The organism is Sphingobium sp. HDIP04, from assembly GCF_000445085.1.
In the GTDB taxonomy this organism is placed as follows: Bacteria; Pseudomonadota; Alphaproteobacteria; order Sphingomonadales; family Sphingomonadaceae; genus Sphingobium; species Sphingobium indicum.
Map to the genome: position 1 here is coordinate 40,825 of NZ_ATDO01000129.1, position 16,301 is coordinate 57,125.

Annotated in this window: 18 protein-coding genes and 1 tRNA gene; 11 read left to right on the top strand and 8 right to left on the bottom strand. The window is 67.5% G+C overall.

Going from position 1 to position 16,301, the window contains the following annotated elements:
- Positions 1-59 precede the first annotated feature (59 nt).
- Positions 60-467, top strand: a complete 408-nt coding sequence (locus tag L286_RS44405; RefSeq protein WP_020818835.1) for an EVE domain-containing protein — start codon at positions 60-62, stop codon at positions 465-467.
- A gap of 133 nt (positions 468-600) precedes the next feature.
- Positions 601-885, top strand: a complete 285-nt coding sequence (locus L286_RS44410; RefSeq protein ID WP_013039857.1) for a hypothetical protein — start codon at positions 601-603, stop codon at positions 883-885.
- A gap of 66 nt (positions 886-951) precedes the next feature.
- Here the strand turns inward: L286_RS44410 and L286_RS44415 are convergent, their stop codons facing one another.
- Positions 952-1,254: a glycine zipper 2TM domain-containing protein gene (locus tag L286_RS44415; protein ID WP_025161093.1), complete on the bottom strand. Its 303-nt coding sequence runs from the start codon at positions 1,252-1,254 to the stop codon at positions 952-954.
- 121 nt (positions 1,255-1,375) lie between these two features.
- Here L286_RS44415 and L286_RS44420 point away from each other — a divergent pair, with 121 nt between their 5' ends.
- Positions 1,376-1,816 (top strand): cupin domain-containing protein, encoded by a 441-nt coding sequence (locus L286_RS44420; protein WP_013039858.1) that lies wholly within the window; start codon positions 1,376-1,378, stop codon positions 1,814-1,816.
- 485 nt (positions 1,817-2,301) lie between these two features.
- On the opposite strand, the gene L286_RS44425 is transcribed toward L286_RS44420, so the two are convergent.
- From L286_RS44425 to L286_RS44445, 5 genes are all read right to left on the bottom strand, one after another.
- Positions 2,302-2,694 (bottom strand): YkvA family protein, encoded by a 393-nt coding sequence (locus tag L286_RS44425; protein ID WP_020818833.1) that lies wholly within the window; start codon positions 2,692-2,694, stop codon positions 2,302-2,304.
- A 35-nt stretch (positions 2,695-2,729) separates the two neighbouring features.
- Positions 2,730-2,804, bottom strand: a tRNA-Thr gene (locus L286_RS44430).
- A gap of 31 nt (positions 2,805-2,835) precedes the next feature.
- On the bottom strand, positions 2,836-3,696 hold the full coding sequence (locus L286_RS44435; RefSeq protein WP_007682833.1) for a hypothetical protein: 861 nt from the start codon (positions 3,694-3,696) through the stop codon (positions 2,836-2,838).
- Complete coding sequence (locus tag L286_RS44440) at positions 3,693-5,003, bottom strand: replication-associated recombination protein A (protein ID WP_020818832.1); 1,311 nt, start codon at positions 5,001-5,003, stop codon at positions 3,693-3,695. Before L286_RS44440 ends, L286_RS44435 begins: the two co-directional genes overlap by 4 nt.
- Positions 5,004-5,031: 28 nt before the next feature.
- On the bottom strand, positions 5,032-6,210 hold the full coding sequence (locus tag L286_RS44445; protein ID WP_020818831.1) for a glycosyltransferase family 4 protein: 1,179 nt from the start codon (positions 6,208-6,210) through the stop codon (positions 5,032-5,034).
- Positions 6,211-6,334: 124 nt separating this feature from the next.
- Between L286_RS44445 and L286_RS44450 the strand changes: the two genes are divergently transcribed.
- Together L286_RS44450 and L286_RS44455 are read left to right on the top strand one after the other, a co-directional pair.
- Positions 6,335-6,553 carry a DUF2945 domain-containing protein gene (locus L286_RS44450; RefSeq protein ID WP_007682839.1) on the top strand — a complete coding sequence of 73 codons (219 nt, stop codon included), beginning with the start codon at positions 6,335-6,337 and terminating at the stop codon, positions 6,551-6,553.
- Between the two features lie 57 nt (positions 6,554-6,610).
- Positions 6,611-7,261: an MOSC domain-containing protein gene (locus tag L286_RS44455; protein ID WP_021223977.1), complete on the top strand. Its 651-nt coding sequence runs from the start codon at positions 6,611-6,613 to the stop codon at positions 7,259-7,261.
- Between the two features lie 30 nt (positions 7,262-7,291).
- On the opposite strand, the gene L286_RS44460 is transcribed toward L286_RS44455, so the two are convergent.
- Together L286_RS44460 and L286_RS44465 are read right to left on the bottom strand one after the other, a co-directional pair.
- Positions 7,292-7,582 carry an acyl carrier protein gene (locus L286_RS44460; protein ID WP_013039865.1) on the bottom strand — a complete coding sequence of 97 codons (291 nt, stop codon included), beginning with the start codon at positions 7,580-7,582 and terminating at the stop codon, positions 7,292-7,294.
- A 28-nt stretch (positions 7,583-7,610) separates the two neighbouring features.
- Positions 7,611-8,618: a GNAT family N-acetyltransferase gene (locus L286_RS44465; protein WP_020818830.1), complete on the bottom strand. Its 1,008-nt coding sequence runs from the start codon at positions 8,616-8,618 to the stop codon at positions 7,611-7,613.
- A gap of 88 nt (positions 8,619-8,706) precedes the next feature.
- On the opposite strand from L286_RS44465, the gene L286_RS44470 reads away from it, so the two are divergent.
- From L286_RS44470 to L286_RS44495, 6 genes are all read left to right on the top strand, one after another.
- On the top strand, positions 8,707-10,218 hold the full coding sequence (locus L286_RS44470; RefSeq protein WP_020818829.1) for an acyl-CoA ligase (AMP-forming), exosortase A system-associated: 1,512 nt from the start codon (positions 8,707-8,709) through the stop codon (positions 10,216-10,218).
- A complete protein-coding gene (locus L286_RS44475; RefSeq protein WP_020818828.1) occupies positions 10,215-11,447 on the top strand; it encodes a pyridoxal-dependent decarboxylase, exosortase A system-associated in 1,233 nt (410 codons plus the stop codon). Before L286_RS44470 ends, L286_RS44475 begins: the two co-directional genes overlap by 4 nt.
- Before the next feature lie 146 nt (positions 11,448-11,593).
- On the top strand, positions 11,594-12,238 hold the full coding sequence (locus tag L286_RS44480; protein ID WP_020818827.1) for an XrtA/PEP-CTERM system exopolysaccharide export protein: 645 nt from the start codon (positions 11,594-11,596) through the stop codon (positions 12,236-12,238).
- A gap of 1 nt (position 12,239) precedes the next feature.
- Entirely contained in the window at positions 12,240-13,751 is a 1,512-nt protein-coding gene (locus L286_RS44485; protein WP_020818826.1) for an XrtA system polysaccharide chain length determinant, read from the top strand.
- 13 nt (positions 13,752-13,764) lie between these two features.
- Positions 13,765-14,697 (top strand): P-loop NTPase, encoded by a 933-nt coding sequence (locus L286_RS44490; protein WP_020818825.1) that lies wholly within the window; start codon positions 13,765-13,767, stop codon positions 14,695-14,697.
- Positions 14,697-16,283, top strand: coding sequence for a hypothetical protein (locus tag L286_RS44495; RefSeq protein WP_020818824.1), 1,587 nt, complete (start codon positions 14,697-14,699; stop codon positions 16,281-16,283). Before L286_RS44490 ends, L286_RS44495 begins: the two co-directional genes overlap by 1 nt.
- Positions 16,284-16,301: the final 18 nt, after the last annotated feature.

Here is a 16,301-nt window from a genome sequence, read left to right on the forward strand (position 1 = left end):
GCGGCGCGGGTCATGCGCGCATCCTTGATCGTCCTTCGCGGCTGATGCAAGGATAAGCCATGAACTATTGGCTGATGAAATCGGAACCCGACGCCTTTTCCTATGACGATCTGGTCGAAAAGGGGAGGGCGGAGTGGGACGGCGTGCGCAATCACGCCGCGCAGGGCCATATGAGGGCGATGCGCAAGGGCGACCTTTCCGTCTTCTACCACAGCAATATCGGGGTCGAGGCGGTCGGCATCATGGAGATCGTCGGGGAGGCAGCGCCCGACAGCACGGATGAGACGGGCAAGTGGATCGCCGTCCATGTGGCGCCCAAGGAAAAGTTCGAAAAGCCCGTGACGCTGAAGACGATGAAGGCCGATCCGAAGCTGGCTGATATGGCGATGATACGCCAATCCCGCCTTTCCGTGTCCCCGCTGACGGCGGCGGAATTCAGGCATATCGTCGATTTATCAAAGGGTTGAAAAACGGTTGCGGGAAATGCAATCGTTTCGCCTTTGTTTGCGATTGTCGTTTTCCCCGCGCGCTTCATAAACCGGCGCCAACAGAAAAGAATATTCCAGAGGTGTTTGATCGGCATTCACAAGGAGTTTACTCATGCGAATGCTGTCCAAGTTTCTAATGTCCGCCCTGGTCGTCGTCGGCGCCGCCAATGCCGCGGCCCATGCCGAAGAGGCCGCCAAGCAGAAGTTCACGCACGAAGGTTACACCTATGTGTATGACGTCAAGGACACCAAGACCGGCAAGGTGATTTCCGGCCGTCGCTATCCCGACGCCGTCGCCTTCAACCTTTCGGTCAAGAATGGCCGCGTTTCGGGCGTTTCCGGCGGCCAGGCCGTGGATTTCAAGGTCGATGACGCGCGCGGCGCCGCCGCCGAATAAGCCTGCGGGCGCGTTGAACAGGAAAAGGGGCGGCTTCCCATCGGAAGCCGCCCCTTTTCGCGCCTGTCAGCGGCAGCGACGCTTGCTGTCGATTTCCTTGCCGAGCAGCGCGCCGCCGGCCGCGCCCAGGATCGTGCCGGTGGCGCGGTCGCCCCGCGTGTCGATGGCGCGCCCGACCAGCGCGCCGCCCACGCCGCCGACGATCAGGCCGGTCGTGCCGTTGGACTTGCGGCAGTACATGCGGCCGTCGCGGCCGCGCCATTCGCGATATTCATAATGGCGGCGGGCGTTGGCGCCGTCCGTGGGAACGGCCATCGAGGCGGGAATGGCCAGCGAGACGGCGGCCATGGCCATAAGGGCTTTACGCATTTTATCTCCTCCAAAAGGCGTGCTTTGATCGTTCAACCCGCGCATATTGATGGAGGTTGCATGAACCTGCGACAACGGCGCATCATGTTGTTTTCCATATGATAAATTTCGAGGCGAAGCGATGGACGGTTGCGACGAGGGGACGGCGGAGGCGCTGATCCGGGCGCTGGACCTGGCCCCGCATCCGGAGGGGGGATGGTTTCGGGAGACCTGGCGGGCGGCGGCCGAGCCGGGCGAGCGGGCCGGTGGGACGGCGATCTATTTCCTGCTGGAGGCGCATCAGCGGTCGCATTGGCACCGGGTCGACGCCGACGAGCATTGGTTCTGGCATGGCGGGGCGCCGATAGGGCTTTCCATCGCGGAAGAGGGCGGGGCCGTGCGGAACCTGCTGCTGGGCGGGGACGTGCTGGCGGGGCAGAGTCCGCAGGCGATGGTTCCGGCGGGTCACTGGCAGGCGGCGCGGCCCATGGGCGGCTGGAGCCTGGTCAGTTGCACGGTGGTGCCGGGATTTGAATTTTCGGGCTTCGCGCTGGCGCCGGAGGGCTGGTCGCCGGGCGGCTGAACCGTGGCGAAAATTTATCCACATTTATCCACAGCTTTAGCGCGAGGCGCCCTTCCAGCTGCGAGATTCCGCTTTGAGCGACTCGCTTTTGGTGAGAGCATCATCTTATCGGAAAGACCGGGAGACAGAGAAATCTGGATGCCAAAGTCGATGAGAAATCAGTGACTTGAAGGAATTTTCGAGCGTTGGGAAAGAAGCATGGACCGGAAGGAAGATGCGGAAAATCCGACGGTTCTCAATGGATGATGCCGGGTACGCGCGAAAGTGAACGTCGGGCATCGGGCAAAGAGGACAGGCTGCGGGAGAAAGGCCGACCGGCCGGACGAACGGAGCCGAAACGATAGCAAAGCCTTTGAGGCGGACCTATCGAACGCCGAGTCCGATGATCGCATCTGGAAAGAGAAGCGGATCGGGAGACGCGACGGAAGTGGGGACCGGCAGAGATGCCGGCCCCCATTTTGCTTTTCGGGCTGGATGGAATGGCATCAGTGGGCGCGGCGGGCGATCCAGAGCGTGGCGCAAAGCGACAGCGCCAGCCCCGACCCCAGCCAGAGCAGGAGAATGACCGCCATGGCCGCGCGGCTTTGGGGACGGTCCGACAGGCGGCGCGCTTCGGCCCGGAACTGCGCCATCAGCGGCGGGGGGATGAGGCGGATCGCCAGCGCTATGCCGAGCGGCAGGATGATGAGATCGTCCAGATAGCCCAGGATCGGGATGAAGTCCGGGATGAGGTCGACCGGGCTGAGCGCGAAACCGGCGACGCCCGCCGCGACGAGCTTTGCGAGCAGAGGCGTGCGGCTGTCGCGGGCGGCGATCCACAGGGCCATGATGTCGAGCTTCAGCGCGCTGGCCCAGCTTTTCAGGCGTTGATATGCCATCGGGCGACTATAGCGCGGATGGCGCGGGAATGTCATGGTGCCGGCTGAGGGGATCGAACCCCCGACCTTCGGTTTACAAAACCGCTGCACTACCGCTGTGCTAAGCCGGCATGTCCGCGTCGGACGGGGAGCGCCTTACTATCAGATGATGCCGAACGTCCAGCCCTCTGTTGCGGCGATTTTCCGATCGAGCGGCGCCGGGTTCCACAGGCCGGGGCGCGGGGCCATGCGGCGCAGCCAGGCGGCGGTCAGGATCGCGTCGGCGCCGTGATCGTCGGGGGGAAGGCCCTCATGCGGCTGCGATTCGACGGCAAGGAGGGCGTCGTTCAGCGCAGGCAGGTCGCGCATCTTCGCCCTGCCCCTGGGGCGTCCGGCGGCGCGGGCGGCGATGCTGGTATAGATTTCCACGATCAGCGAGCCGCTTTCGGGCGGCGGGTCGAAGGGCCAGATGGGGACATGGGGATGGACGCGGTGGAGCAGGCGCATCCCTGAAAAGCTGGCCTTGGCGACCTGCGCCGCGCCGATGGCGTCATAGACGGTGGAGGGCTTGCCGCCGCCCTGCGCGTTGTAGTGCGCCTCGCAGGCGCGGTTGTGCATATAGTCCGCCTTGATGCCGTCGGCCTTGCCGAAATAGAAATGCCGGCGGTGGGTGCGTTCCAGCAGGCTGGCCGCGCCCAGGTCTTCGTCCGCGCAGATGCTCTCGACATAGGCCCAGAAGGCGGGGCCGGTGACGGGCACCTCGTCGCCGGGCAGATAGCCCTGGCGCGCGACATAGGGCGGGGCGAAGCTGAAATCGAAGCCGAACAGCGTCGGGGCTTCGGCCGCCGCGTGGACAAGCCAGTCCGCGACGGCGCTGCGCGACCAGAGGCCGCCGCCGTCCGGATGCTGGAGCCGGGGCGCCGCATCGCCGGCCTCGCACAGGGCGACGGCTATGCCCTTGTGACGCGAACCCTTCGCGCCGGACCAGTCGATGACGGCGTAGCGGACGAAGCGGGGCGTCATTTCGGGCGGCGTTCGGCCCTCAGGCGCTCCCAATAGGCCATGCGTTCGGCGATGCGCGCTTCGAAGCCGCGTTCGGTGGGGGCGTAGAAGCTCTGGGGCTGCATCTCTTCGGGCCAGTAATTGTCGCCGGAAAAGCCGTCCTGCGCCTCATGGTCGTACTGATAGCCCTTGCCGTAGCCGATGTTTTTCATGAGCCTGGTCGGGGCGTTCAGGATATTTTGCGGCGGCATCAGCGATCCGGTCTCGCGGGCGGACCTCCAGGCGGATTTCATGGCGCTGTAGGCGGCGTTGGATTTGGGCGCGGTGGCGCAATAGAGGCAGGCCTGGACGATGGCGAGTTCGCCTTCGGGGGAGCCGAGAAATTCATAGCTGTCCTTGGCGGCGAGGCATTGGACCAGCGCCTGCGGGTCGGCGAGGCCGATGTCCTCCGCGGCGAAGCGGACCAGGCGGCGCAGCACGTAGAGCGGCTCCTCCCCCGCGGTGAGCATGCGGGCGAGATAATAGAGCGCGGCCTGCGGGTCGGAACCGCGCAGGCTTTTGTGCAGCGCGGAGATGAGGTTGTAATGCCCCTCCCGGTCCTTGTCGTAGACCGCGACGCGGCGGTGGAGCAGGGCGGAAAGGCCCGCCGGATCGAGCGGCTGCGGGAGGTCGATGGAATAAAGGGTTTCGACCTGGTTCAGCAGGAAGCGTCCGTCGCCGTCGGCGCTGGCGAGCAGGGCTTCGCGGGCGGCGGCCTCGAGCGGCAGGGGGCGGCCGGTCAGCGCTTCGGCGCGGTCGAGCAACTGTTCCAGCGCGCTCGCGTCCAGCCGGCGCAGGATCAGCACCTGCGCGCGGGAGAGGAGCGCGGCGTTGAGTTCGAAGCTGGGATTTTCCGTGGTCGCGCCCACCAGCGTGACGGTGCCGTCCTCCACGAAGGGGAGGAAGCCGTCCTGCTGCGCCCGGTTGAAGCGGTGGATCTCATCCACGAACAGCAGGGTCTTCTCGCCCCGCCGGGCATGGTCCTTCGCGGCGGCAAAGACCTTCTTGAGGTCGGCCACGCCGGAGAAGACGGCGGAGATCGGTTCGAAACGCATGCCCACCGCGTCGGCCAGCAGGCGGGAGATGGTGGTCTTGCCCGTGCCCGGCGGACCCCAGAGGATGATCGAGGACAGGCGGCCGGCGGCGACCATGCGGCCGATCGCCCCCTCCGGCCCGGTCAGATGGTCCTGGCCGACGACCTCCGCCAGCGCGCGCGGGCGCAGCCTGTCGGCCAGCGGCGCGTCGGCTGGGACAGGGGGGATGTCGTCGGGAGCGAAAAGATCGGCCATTGTCCCGGATATAGGAAGGCTTTGGCTTTCAGGGAACAGGGCTGGACCGGACCAGCGCGCCATGTTCGCGTTGGCGGATGATGCGGATATAGGTGTCGACCAGCGCCTGGTTCACCTGGTCCCAGCCATAGCGTTCCGCTTGCCCCATGGAGGCTGCCCCGGCGGCGGCGCGGGCGGCGGGATCGGTGCAATAGGCGGCCAGCGCGTCGGCGAAGGCGGTGATCGCTCCAGGGCGGATCAGGCGGCCGGTGACGCCGTCGGCGACCAGGCTTTCGCTGCCGGTGGCGCGGGCGGCGACGGTGGGCAGGCCGCATGCCATCGCCTCCAGCGTGACGTTGCCGAAGGTTTCCGTGACGCTGGGGTTGAACAGCATGTCCATGCCCGCGACGGCCCGGCCAAGGTCCGCGCCCTTCTGAAATCCGGTGAAGACCGCGTTGGGCAGGCGGTTCGCGAACCATTGCCGCGCCGGGCCTTCGCCCACGACCAGCACTTTGTGCCGCACATTCTTCGCCGCCAGATGATCGATCGTGTCGGAAAAGACGTCGAGGCCCTTTTCCATCACCAGCCGGCCGATGAAGCCGATCACCGGATCGTCGTCCGCGATGCCGAGCGACCGGCGCCAGGCCATGTCGCGGCGGCCCGGATGGAAGATGTCCCGGTCTATGCCCCGCGTCCAGATGCCGACATCATAGCTCATCCGCTGTTCGCGCAGGAGCTGCGCCATCGATTCGGACGGCGCGACGATGGCGTCGCAGCGGCGGTAGAAGCGGCGGAGCAGCGATTCGATCACCGGCTCCAGAAAGGCGAGGCCGTAATAGCGCGGGTATGTTTCGAAGCGCGTATGGACGGATGCGACCGCCGGCAGGCCATGGTGGCGTGCCCAGGCGACGGCGCGATGGCCCAGCGGATCGGGGCTGGAAACGTGGACGAGGTTGGGGCGAAAGGCCCTCAGGTCGCGGCGCACCGCGCCCGACATGCGGTAGGGAATCCGATATTCGCGCCGGCCCGGCACCGGCACGGAAGGCGCGCTGACCAGGTCGCCCGCCGGTTCGAAGGCCGGGCTGTCCGTGGTGGGCGAATAGACGCGCACCGCCGCCCCCTGCCGCAGCAGATAGGCGACGAAGCGATTGAGCGCCTGGTTCGCGCCATCGCGCACATAATTGTAATTGCCGCTGAAGAGTGCGACGCGAAGCCCCGTGACATCCATCCGCCGCCCTTAACGCAGGCAAGCGCAAAACCCAAGGGAACCGGGACGCCGTTCGGGATTTTTGCATGGCGGCGGCAATGACGGCCGGCCGGCGCGGTTGTTTCCCAAAGGAAGAGGATGCGTGATGACCGGGAGCTTTCGCAAAGGAGCGAGGGTCAAGTGGAACCGGGGGCAGGGCGTCGGCCGCGGGAGAATATCGGAACGGTTCGAGCGGCAGGTGGAGCGCCGTATCGAGGGCGCGGTCGTCAGGCGCAACGGTTCCAGCCGCGATCCCGCCTATCTGGTGGCCGCCGACAGCGGATGCGAAGTGCTGAAGCTGGGTTCGGAGCTTTCGCCGGCCTGAGTCCTTTTCCCGCCGAGCGGCCTTTCCCCGGCCATGGCTTCCGTGGCAAGGAAGGGCATGGCCGCTTGCTCCATGACCGTCGACGCCTTGCTGACTGGCATGCCCGTCCCCTTTCGCGACGGCGAGCATAGCGCGATCGCGAAGCGGCCGGTGTCGGGCGCGGTGCGGATCGGGTGGCTGGGCCTGGAAGGCGACGGCGTGGCCGACAGCGTGCATCACGGCGGCTGGGACAAGGCGATCCACCTCTACCCGCAGGACCATTATGGCTGGTGGCGCGAGCGCAAGCCGGGCCATCCCCTGCTGGAGAAGCCGGGCGCCTTTGGCGAGAATATCGCGTCTCGCGGGATGACGGAGGAGGACATCTGCCTTGGCGACCGCTTCGCGTTGGGCGGCGCGGTGGTGGAGGTGAGCCATGGACGGCAGCCCTGCTGGAAGATCGACCATCGTTTCGGCGCGCGCGACGTGATGGCGACCATCGTCAGGACGGCGCGATGCGGCATCTATTTCCGCGTCCTTCGGGAGGGGGAGGCGGAAGCCGGGACGCGGATGGAATTGCTGGAGCGGCCCTTGCCCCAATGGCCGATTGCGCGGGTGTTCCGGCTGTTGATCGGGGGCGGGCACAAGGGCGATCCGGACGCCGTGCGGGCGCTGGCGGACATGCCGGTGCTGGCCGAGGCATGGCGGGAGCGGGCGCGGAAACTGGCCTGACGGCGGAAGGGCGCGGCGCGGCGGCCGGAATCAGCCCCCGGTCTTCCCCCGCGCAAAGGCGACGAGCGATCCGAAGGTTTCGAACGTGTCGCCGTCTATATCCTCATCCTCGATCAGGATGCCGAAGCGGTCCTCCATCTCGGTGAGCAGGCCCGCGACGGCCATGGAATCCAGTTCAGGCAGAGCGCCGAACAGCGGCGTGTCGGCATCGAAGGCGTCCACCCGGTCCTGCGACAGGGCCAGCACGTCGCGCAGCAGGGCGCGCATCATCGTTTCGATATCCATGGTCCGGTCGACCGGCTGTGCATTGTCCGCCCGCATGATGGGCGCCTACCTAGTCGTTCCGCCGCTAACCTACAAGCGCGGAAATGGCGGCGCGCGCAGCCGGGAGCCATATCGACGCCCTTCTGGGATTGAAGAAATCGAGCCGGTGGAGCGTTTCCCGCTCCTCCATCCAGTCGGTCTTGTAGCCGTTGTCGCCGGTTCCATAGTCGATCGTCGCGACATGATCCCGATCGATGGCGTGGGCGAACATCGCATGGCTGAGCAGGCTGCCGGGGGAGGCGCCGTCGAACCCCTGGTCATGGGCCAGCTTGTGGATCAGGGCGACGCCGTTCTCCACCGTCCATAGCTGGGTCGCCACCGGCTGGTCCTCCAGCCGCGCAAAGCCCAGGCGCAGCGTGCCGGCGGCGCTTTCCCGCTGGGCCAACGCATGAAGAAAGCGCAGATCGGCCTCCGGCTTCTTCCAGCTTCGCGCCTGCACGGCGGCATAGTCGCGCCACAGCGCGTCGGTCAGCCGGTCCGCGATGCTGAGGGTGAAGCGGCTCGCGCGCTTCTTGCGCGCGATCAGCGTGCGCAGGCGGCCGGGCCGCTGCGCCCAATAATCCGCGAAGGTCCGGCCGTTCAGGTGCAATATGTGCCGCCCGCCCATCGGCCGCCGGACGCTGAACCAGCCGGCGCGGCGAAAGGCGTCGAGCAGCATGTCCGACGCGCCGGTGACGGGATAGAGGTCTATCTGGGCGCTGTCGTTCAGCAGGGATTGGGCGATGACTTCGACCAGGCGGCGGCGCACGGCCTGGTCGGGAGGGCCGAGGAAGATCGGCGCCCAGTGGAAGCTGTACCAGTTGGCGAGCGCGCTGAGCCGTCCCGCGCCGGGCGAGAGCAGGAAAAGCCATGCCTGGCATTCCCGCTCCAGCGCCTGGAATATGCGGACGTCCGTCGCGGGAAAGCAGTGCGCGTGGAGCGATTCGAACCAGTCGATGCGGTCGAACAGCGAGGGCGTGCAGGCGCGGTCGAGCGCCGGGCCCAGGGCCTGGCGCGCATCTGCGACGCTGCGATATTCCCTTGCGACCAGCAAACCATTATCTCCCCGTCGACAGCATCGCCTTTAGGAAAAAAGTCTGGAGATGGAGTTAAGCGATTCCCCCGCGCCCAGGACGGCCCCCATGATCGACGGCGCGCAGGTGCGGCCGATCGACCATCTGCTGCTGCGCGGCGACCCGGAACGGCCCGCGCTGGACGGGCGGTCGGGCACGCAAAGCTATGCCGAACTGGAAGCGACATTGGGGCGGCTGGCGGCATGGCTGGCCGGATTCGGGCTGGAAAAGGGGGCGCGAGTCGCAAGCTGGGTCGCCAAGGGCCCGGTCGCTGCGCTGATGCCGCTCGCCGCGCCCCGCGCCGGGCTGGTCCATGTGCCGGTCAACCCGCTGCTCAAGCATGCGCAGGTCGCGCATATATTGGCGGACAGCGGCGCGTCGCTGCTGATCGGGACGGCCAGCCGCCTGGCGACGCTGACGCCGGGCGACGTGCCGGAACGATGCGACCTGCACCGGGAGGACGATGCGGCCTGCGCGATGAGCGGCGGGGAGGCGCTGGCGCCGTCCCATGCCGCGCCGGACGAACTGGCCGCGATCCTCTACACCAGCGGATCGACCGGGCGGCCCAAGGGCGTGATGCTGAGCCACGCCAATCTCTGGCTGGGGGCCGCGTCGGTGGCGGAATATCTGAAGCTGGCGGCGGAGGACCGGACGCTTTGCCTGCTCCCCTTCAGCTTCGATTATGGGCAGAACCAGTTGTTTTCGACCTGGTTCGCGGGGGGATGCGCCTGTCCGCTCGACTATCTGACGCCGCGCGACGTGGTGAAGGCGGTGGATCGGTGGGACATCACCACCCTGGCGGGGGTGCCGCCGCTCTGGGTGCAGTTGACCGAGCTGGATTGGCCCGCCGACGTGGCGGCGAAGCTCAGGCGGCTCACCAACAGCGGAGGGGCGCTGACCCGGCCGCTGGTGGCGAAGTTGCGGGCGCTGTTTGCGCGGGCGGACCTCTACCCCATGTATGGGCTGACGGAGGCGTTCCGCTCCACCTATCTGCCGCCCGCGCTGGTGGACAGCCATCCCGACAGCATGGGATCGGCCATTCCCCATGCGGAGATACTGGTCGTTCGTCCGGACGGTTCGGTGGCGGGCGACGACGAGGCGGGCGAACTGGTGCATTGCGGGCCGCTGGTGGCCCAGGGCTATTGGCGCGATCCGGCGCGCACGGCGGAGCGGTTCAGGCCTGCGCCCGCGGCCTCCCGCTATGGCGGCATGGCGGTGTGGTCGGGCGACACCGTCCGCCGGGATGCGCGGGGACTGCTTTATTTCGTCGGACGCGACGACGCCATGATCAAGTCCGCCGGCAACCGCATCAGCCCCACGGAGGTCGAGGAAGCCGCCGTCGCGGTGGAGGGGATTGGCGAAGCGGTGGCGCTGGGCGTCCGGGACGATCGACTGGGGCAGGCGGTGCTGTTGTTGTTGCGCGGGGCTTCGCCGGAGCTAAAGGCGCAGGTGGAGGCGCGGCTTCGGCAGGAGCTTCCCAATTTCATGCAACCGCGAGAGATCGTCATGCTGTCCGAATTTCCCCGCAATCCCAATGGCAAGATCGACCGCGTGGCGCTGGCGAAGGAATTTGCGGCATGAAGCCGATGGGACCGATCCCGCCCTTCTTCGCGGGCGAGGAGGGCATGTTGCTGATCGGCGGCTGCGGCGCGGCGAGCCTGGTCGAGGAGGCCGGGGACACGCCGCTGTTCGTCTATGACATGGGCATCGTAGAGGGGCAGGCGCGGGCCTTTCGCGACGCCATGCCCGCGGCGCTGTCGCTCCATTATGCGGTGAAGGCCAATCCCCATGCCCCCCTGCTGGAGCGGATGGCGAAGCTGGTCGACGGATTCGACGTGGCGTCGGGCGGGGAACTGGCGCGGGCGCTGGAGGCGGGGATGGACGCTGCCCATATCAGCTTCGCCGGGCCGGGAAAGCGCGACGATGAACTGATCGTCGCCATAGACAGCGGCGCGACGATCAACCTGGAGTCGGAGGGCGAGGCGCGGCGGGCCATCGCGCTCGCGGAGCGGCGTGGCAGGACGCCGAAGCTGGCGGTGCGGGTGAACCCGGATTTCGACCTGAAAGGGTCCGGCATGCGCATGGGCGGCGGGGCCAAGCCCTTCGGCGTGGACGCGGAGCGCGCGGCGGCGCTGGCGCGCCGGGTGATCGAGGCCGGGGGCGAGTGGCGCGGCTGGCATATCTTCGCCGGCAGCCAGGCGCTGGGGGCGCAGGCGCTGATCGAGACGCAGGCGGCGACGGTCGATCTCGCCGCCCGCCTGTCCGAAGCGGTGGGGGCGCCGCCGCCGCTGGTCAATCTGGGCGGCGGCTTCGGCATTCCCTATTTCCCCGGCGACGAACGGCTGGACATCCGGCCCATCGGGGATGCGCTGGGCGGGCTGCTCGATCGGCGGGCGGACATATTGCAGGACAGCGCCTTCGCCATGGAACTGGGCCGCTGGCTGGTGGGGGAGGCGGGGGTCTACCTCACCCGCATCGTCGATGTGAAGAAAAGCCAGGGCGAAACCTTCGTCGTCGTCGACGGCGGGCTGCACCATCAACTCGCGGCGAGCGGCAATTTCGGCACGGTGGTGCGCCGCAACTATCCCATCGCCGTCGCCAATCGCTTCGGGGAAGCCTCGGCGGAGGATGCCGTGACGGTCGTGGGTTGCCTCTGCACGCCCATCGACAGGCTGGGCGACAAGGTCGCGCTGCCGCCGGTGGAGGAGGGCGACCTGGTCGCGATCTTCCTGGCGGGGGCCTATGGCGCCTCGGCCAGTCCGACTGCCTTTCTGGGTCATCCGGCGCCGCGGGAACTGCTGGTCGGCTGATTTTAATCAACTGATTTGCCAATAACTTAACTCCTAACGCTATTTTTACCCTTTGGGGGCAAGAAGGCCGTCGAAGCTGAATGCTCGACGGTTGCCGGCACCTCCCCTTGGCGGTTGTCGGCGCGGCCGCGAAAAGGGGTGAATCTATGCGTTTCCTGTCACTTTCCCGCGCGTTGATCGGCGTGTCCCTGCCGGCTCTGGCTCTTTCGGGCTGCGCTTCGGGCGGGGGCGCGCCCAACCTGCCGCCCGCGTCCTTCGTTTCGACGCAGGAGGGGCCGGGCGACGAATATGTGATCGGCCCGCTCGACGGCCTAACCATCTTCGTCTGGCGCAACCCCGACCTGGGCGCGAAGGTGCAGGTGCGGCCCGACGGGCGCATCACCACGCCGCTGATTTCCGACATGCCGGCGGTGGGCAAGACGCCCCGGCAACTGGCCGACGACCTGAAGGTGGCGCTGGGCAAATATATCGAAAATCCGCTGGTGTCGGTGATCGTCAACAATTTTTCCGGCACTTTCAGCCAGCAGGTGCGGATCGTGGGCGCGACCGAAAAGCCCGCCTCCATCCCCTATCGCGCCAATATGACGCTGCTCGACGCGATGATCTCCGTCGGCGGCCTTTCCGAATATGCGGCGGGCAACAGGGCGAAGCTGGTCCGCTTCAACAAGGAAACCGGCAAGCAGCAGGAATATCAGGTCCGCATCGGCGACCTGCTGAAGCGCGGAGACAGCAAGGCGAACGTCATGCTGGCGCCCGGCGACGTCATCATCATTCCCGAAAGCATGTTCTGACATGGCGGCGCTGGTCGACGAACTGCTGGTCATCCTGCATGGCCTCTGGCTCCGCCGCTGGCTGGCGCTGGCCGTGGCCTGGGGCGTGTGCCTGGCTGGCTGGCTGGGCGTGGCGCTCATCCCCAACAGCTATGAATCCAAGGCGCGTGTCTATGTGAACACCCAGTCGCTGCTGGAGGACAAGGTGGGCATCACCCAGGTCCAGGCGCAGCAGGACCTGGACCGCCTGCGCCAGACCCTGGCCAGCACCGCCAATCTGGAGCGGGTGGTGAAGGAGACCGACCTCAACCGCACGGTCGACGGGCCGCGCGACCTGGCGGCGAAGATCACCAAGCTGCGCGAGACGATCACCGTCATGGCGCAGCTTGACCCCAGCATGATCGACATCAGCGCCACATGGGCCGATTCGGGCCTGTCGGACGGCGCCAATGCGCGCATTTCGCAGCAGATCGTGCAGAAGCTGGTCGACATATTCCAGGAAACCAACCTGTCCTCCGACAAGGTGGAGACGAACCAGAGCCTTGCCTTCCTGGACCAGCAACTGGCGGCGCGGGGCAAGCAGCTTGCCGCCGCCGAACAGCGCCGCGTGGAATTCGAGCAGCGCTATGCGGGCATGCTGCCGGGCGCAGGCTCCATCGGCCAGCGCATGGACGCCGCCCGGTCGGAGATCAACAGCATCGAATCGCAGCTTGTGCAGGCGCAGAGCGCATTGGCGGCGATGAACGGGCAATTGGCGGGCACGCCGCAGACGCTGCCGGGCGTGGGCGCTTCGGGCGCTCCTTCTGCCCTGGCGCAGGCGCAGGCGGACCTTGCCTCCATGCGGGCGCGGGGCTTCACCAACAGCCATCCGGACGTGATCGCGGCCCAGCGGCAGGTGGACCTGCTGCGCGGGCAGGGCGGCGGCGGCGGGGCGGGCACGCCCAACCCGGCCTATCTTTCGATCCGGTCGATGCAGGCGGAACGCGCCGCGACGGTGCAGGGGCTTTCCGCCCGCAAGGCGCAGTTGCAGGCGGACCTGAACGCCATGGCATCCCGCCAGACGGACGAACCGGGTCTTGCCGCCGAGCAGGAACGGCTGGACCGCGACTATCAGGTGCTCAAGACCCAATATGACAAGATGCTGGCCGACCGCGAGGAAATCCGCCTGCGCGGCGACGTGAAGTCGGAGACCGGATCGGTCCAGTTCCGCATCGTCAATCCCCCCAGCCTGCCGACCGCTCCGGCCGCGCCCAACCGGCCGCTGCTGCTGTTGGGCGTGTTGGTCCTGGGGCTGGGCGCGGGCGTGGGCACGGCCTTTGCCGCGGCGCAGCTGAAGGGCGGCTTCCCCAATGCGGCGCGGCTGGAAAAGGCGCTGGGGGCCTGCGTGATCGGATCGATCAGCCAGACCGTCAACGCGGCGCAACTTGCGGCGGAAAGGCAGCGGATGAAGTGGTTTGCGGGCGCCAGCGGCGGCCTTGCGGCGCTGTGCCTGTTGCTGATCGTCATCGAATTCGTCCAGCGCGGGCTGGCCTGAGGAGGGACCGGAGATGAACAAGCACAAGTCCCTTTCCGGCGGATCGCTGATCGAGCGGGCGACCGAAATCTACGATTTCGGCGCGGCCCTGCGCGGGCGCGCCGCGCCGGCGGTGGAGGTGCCGGAGGGCGAGCCGGCGGTGGAGATCGCGCAACCCGCGCCCGCCGCCGCCGAAACGCCGGTCCCCGCCCATCGCGCGCCGGACTGGATGGGGCCGGTGCAGCCGATCGACCGCATCGCGCTGGTCGAGGCGGGCTATCTGCTGCCCGACGGTCCCGTCACCGGGATGAGCGAGGAGTTCCGGCTGCTCAAGCGCGACCTGCTGGCCGAACTGGCGGGCAATGCGCGGGGCAACCGGGTGCTGGTCTGTTCCGCCCATAGCGGGGAGGGAAAGAGCTTCTGCGCGATCAACCTGGCGCTCAGCCTGGCGGCGGAGAAGGATCGCGAAATCCTGCTGGTCGACGCCGATTTCGGCAAGCCCGGCATTCCGCAGGCGCTGGGCCTGGCGGCGGGGCCGGGCCTGATGGACGCGCTGGCCGATCCGGCGGTGGCCATAGAGGATTGCGTGCTGCGCACCGACATTCCCTCGCTCTCCGTCCTTCCGGCCGGGCAGCGGAGCAACAACGACACCGAATATCTCGCCTCCGCGCGGACGGAAATGCTGCTGGACCGGCTGACCGAGGGGCGGCCCGACCGCATCGTCCTGTTCGATTCGCCGCCCTTGCTGGCGGCGTCTCCGGCGGCGGTGCTGGCCGGTCATGCCGCCCTCGCGCTGCTGGTCGTGCGGGCGGACAGGACGACCGAAGGCGCGCTGCGCGACGCGGCCGGGCTGCTCAAGGGCGCGTCCAAGGTGAAGCTGCTCCTCAACGGCGTGAACTTCGCCACCGGCGGGCGCCGTTTCGGCGGCTATTATGCCCAGGGCCATGACGGGGAGCATGCGGGCTGATGATCTCTCGCATCGCCCTTATTCTCGCGGCCGTCGCCCTGGCCTCGCCCGCCCTTGCGCGGGACGGGGAACGCAAGGTCGACGTCGCGCCCTATCTGGGCATCGACCAGGTCGTGGTCGCGCCGATCCAGGGCGGCGGCGACGTGCTGACCTATACCAACGTCACCGCGGGCGTGACCGCCAGCATCCAGACGCGGCGGCTGGAGGCCTCCGCCGACCTGCAATATGCGCACAGCTTCGGCTGGGGCGGCGACCTTAGCGACCAGGACGTCATCAGCGGCATCGTCAGCGGCCAATATGGCCTGGCGCGCGGGCTGACGCTGAACGCAGGCGGCCTTGCGGCGCGGGTGCGGACGGACGGGCTGTCGGGCGCGTCGGTGCGCAACGACGGCTATAGCAGCCAGGTCTATGCCGGCTATGTCGGGCCGTCCTATGTCACGCGGCTGGGCGACCTGGACATCGGCCTGTCCTATCGCCTCGGCTATGCGCGGCTGGAGGATGACGTGAATGTCGACTTCCCCGGCGCGCCGCTGGGGAACGGATTTGCCGAGTCCACCACCCATGACCTGATGGGATCGGTGGGCGTGGGGCCGGGCGTGTGGATGCCGTTGGGCCTCGTCGCCAGCGCGGGCTATGGCCGGGAGGATGCAAGCCAGCTCGACCAGCGGTTCGAGGACGAATGGGCGCGGCTCGACGCCACCCTGCCTGTATCCCCGACGCTCGCCCTGATCGGCGGCGTGGGTTACGAGAAGATCGAGATCAGCCAGCGTTCGCCCCTGCTGGACGGCAATGGCGTGCCGGTGATCTCCTCCAGCGGCCGCTACGTCACCGACGAAGGATCGCCGCGCCAGCTGATCTACGATTTCGACGACATCATCTGGGATGTCGGCGTGCTGTGGCGGCCGAGCCACCGCACGTCGCTGACCGCGCGGGTGGGCGAACGCTATGGCGGCATGACCTATTCGGGCAGCTTCATCTGGCAGGGGCGCGACAAGTCCTTCGCGCTGGTGGTGTTCGACGGCATCGACAGCTTCGGGCGGGTCATCACATCCGACGTGGCGGCGCTTTCGGGCAGCGACCTCGACATCGTGCGCAACCCCTTCACTGGCGATTTCACCGGCTGCGCCTTCTCCACCACCGGCGGCGGGCAGTGCTTCAACGACGCGCTGGCCGGGGTCACGGGGGTGAATTTCCGCTATCGCGGCGTCGCGGCCCAGTTCGCGGCCGAACGCGGGCCATGGGGGATGGGCATCGGCGCCGGCTATTCGCAGCGCAAGTTCGTGACGCCTTCGGGCGAGACCGTGCTGGTGCGCGGCTCGCGGGACCAGAACTGGTACGGCAACGCCTCGCTCACCTATCGCGTCGACAGCCGGTCGAGCATCGATACGGCGGTCTACGCCAATTATTTCGACGCCAGCGGCAACCGGCTGGACGTGCTGAACCTGGGCGCCTTCGCCAGCTATTACCGGCTGGTCACGCGCAATTTGCAGGCGTCGGCTTCGGTCGGCCTCGACAGCGCCAAGGCGGACGATCTGGACGCCGTCATCAACGCCATGGGCCAGTTGGGCCTTCGCTACACATTTTAAGCCAATGCCCGGTCGGGT

Coding starts and splice junctions, on each gene's coding strand:
- L286_RS44420 (WP_013039858.1), top strand. CDS start 1,376: ATGGACGGTTGCGACGAGGGGACGGCGGAGGCGCTGATCCGGGCGCTG.
- L286_RS44415 (WP_025161093.1), bottom strand. CDS start 1,254: ATGCGTAAAGCCCTTATGGCCATGGCCGCCGTCTCGCTGGCCATTCCC.
- L286_RS44440 (WP_020818832.1), bottom strand. CDS start 5,003: ATGGCCGATCTTTTCGCTCCCGACGACATCCCCCCTGTCCCAGCCGAC.
- L286_RS44450 (WP_007682839.1), top strand. CDS start 6,335: ATGACCGGGAGCTTTCGCAAAGGAGCGAGGGTCAAGTGGAACCGGGGG.
- L286_RS44495 (WP_020818824.1), top strand. CDS start 14,697: ATGATCTCTCGCATCGCCCTTATTCTCGCGGCCGTCGCCCTGGCCTCG.
- L286_RS44480 (WP_020818827.1), top strand. CDS start 11,594: ATGCGTTTCCTGTCACTTTCCCGCGCGTTGATCGGCGTGTCCCTGCCG.
- L286_RS44490 (WP_020818825.1), top strand. CDS start 13,765: ATGAACAAGCACAAGTCCCTTTCCGGCGGATCGCTGATCGAGCGGGCG.
- L286_RS44485 (WP_020818826.1), top strand. CDS start 12,240: ATGGCGGCGCTGGTCGACGAACTGCTGGTCATCCTGCATGGCCTCTGG.
- L286_RS44410 (WP_013039857.1), top strand. CDS start 601: ATGCGAATGCTGTCCAAGTTTCTAATGTCCGCCCTGGTCGTCGTCGGC.
- L286_RS44405 (WP_020818835.1), top strand. CDS start 60: ATGAACTATTGGCTGATGAAATCGGAACCCGACGCCTTTTCCTATGAC.
- L286_RS44470 (WP_020818829.1), top strand. CDS start 8,707: ATGATCGACGGCGCGCAGGTGCGGCCGATCGACCATCTGCTGCTGCGC.
- L286_RS44435 (WP_007682833.1), bottom strand. CDS start 3,696: ATGACGCCCCGCTTCGTCCGCTACGCCGTCATCGACTGGTCCGGCGCG.
- L286_RS44460 (WP_013039865.1), bottom strand. CDS start 7,582: ATGCGGGCGGACAATGCACAGCCGGTCGACCGGACCATGGATATCGAA.
- L286_RS44475 (WP_020818828.1), top strand. CDS start 10,215: ATGAAGCCGATGGGACCGATCCCGCCCTTCTTCGCGGGCGAGGAGGGC.
- L286_RS44445 (WP_020818831.1), bottom strand. CDS start 6,210: ATGGATGTCACGGGGCTTCGCGTCGCACTCTTCAGCGGCAATTACAAT.
- L286_RS44425 (WP_020818833.1), bottom strand. CDS start 2,694: ATGGCATATCAACGCCTGAAAAGCTGGGCCAGCGCGCTGAAGCTCGAC.
- L286_RS44455 (WP_021223977.1), top strand. CDS start 6,611: ATGGCCGCTTGCTCCATGACCGTCGACGCCTTGCTGACTGGCATGCCC.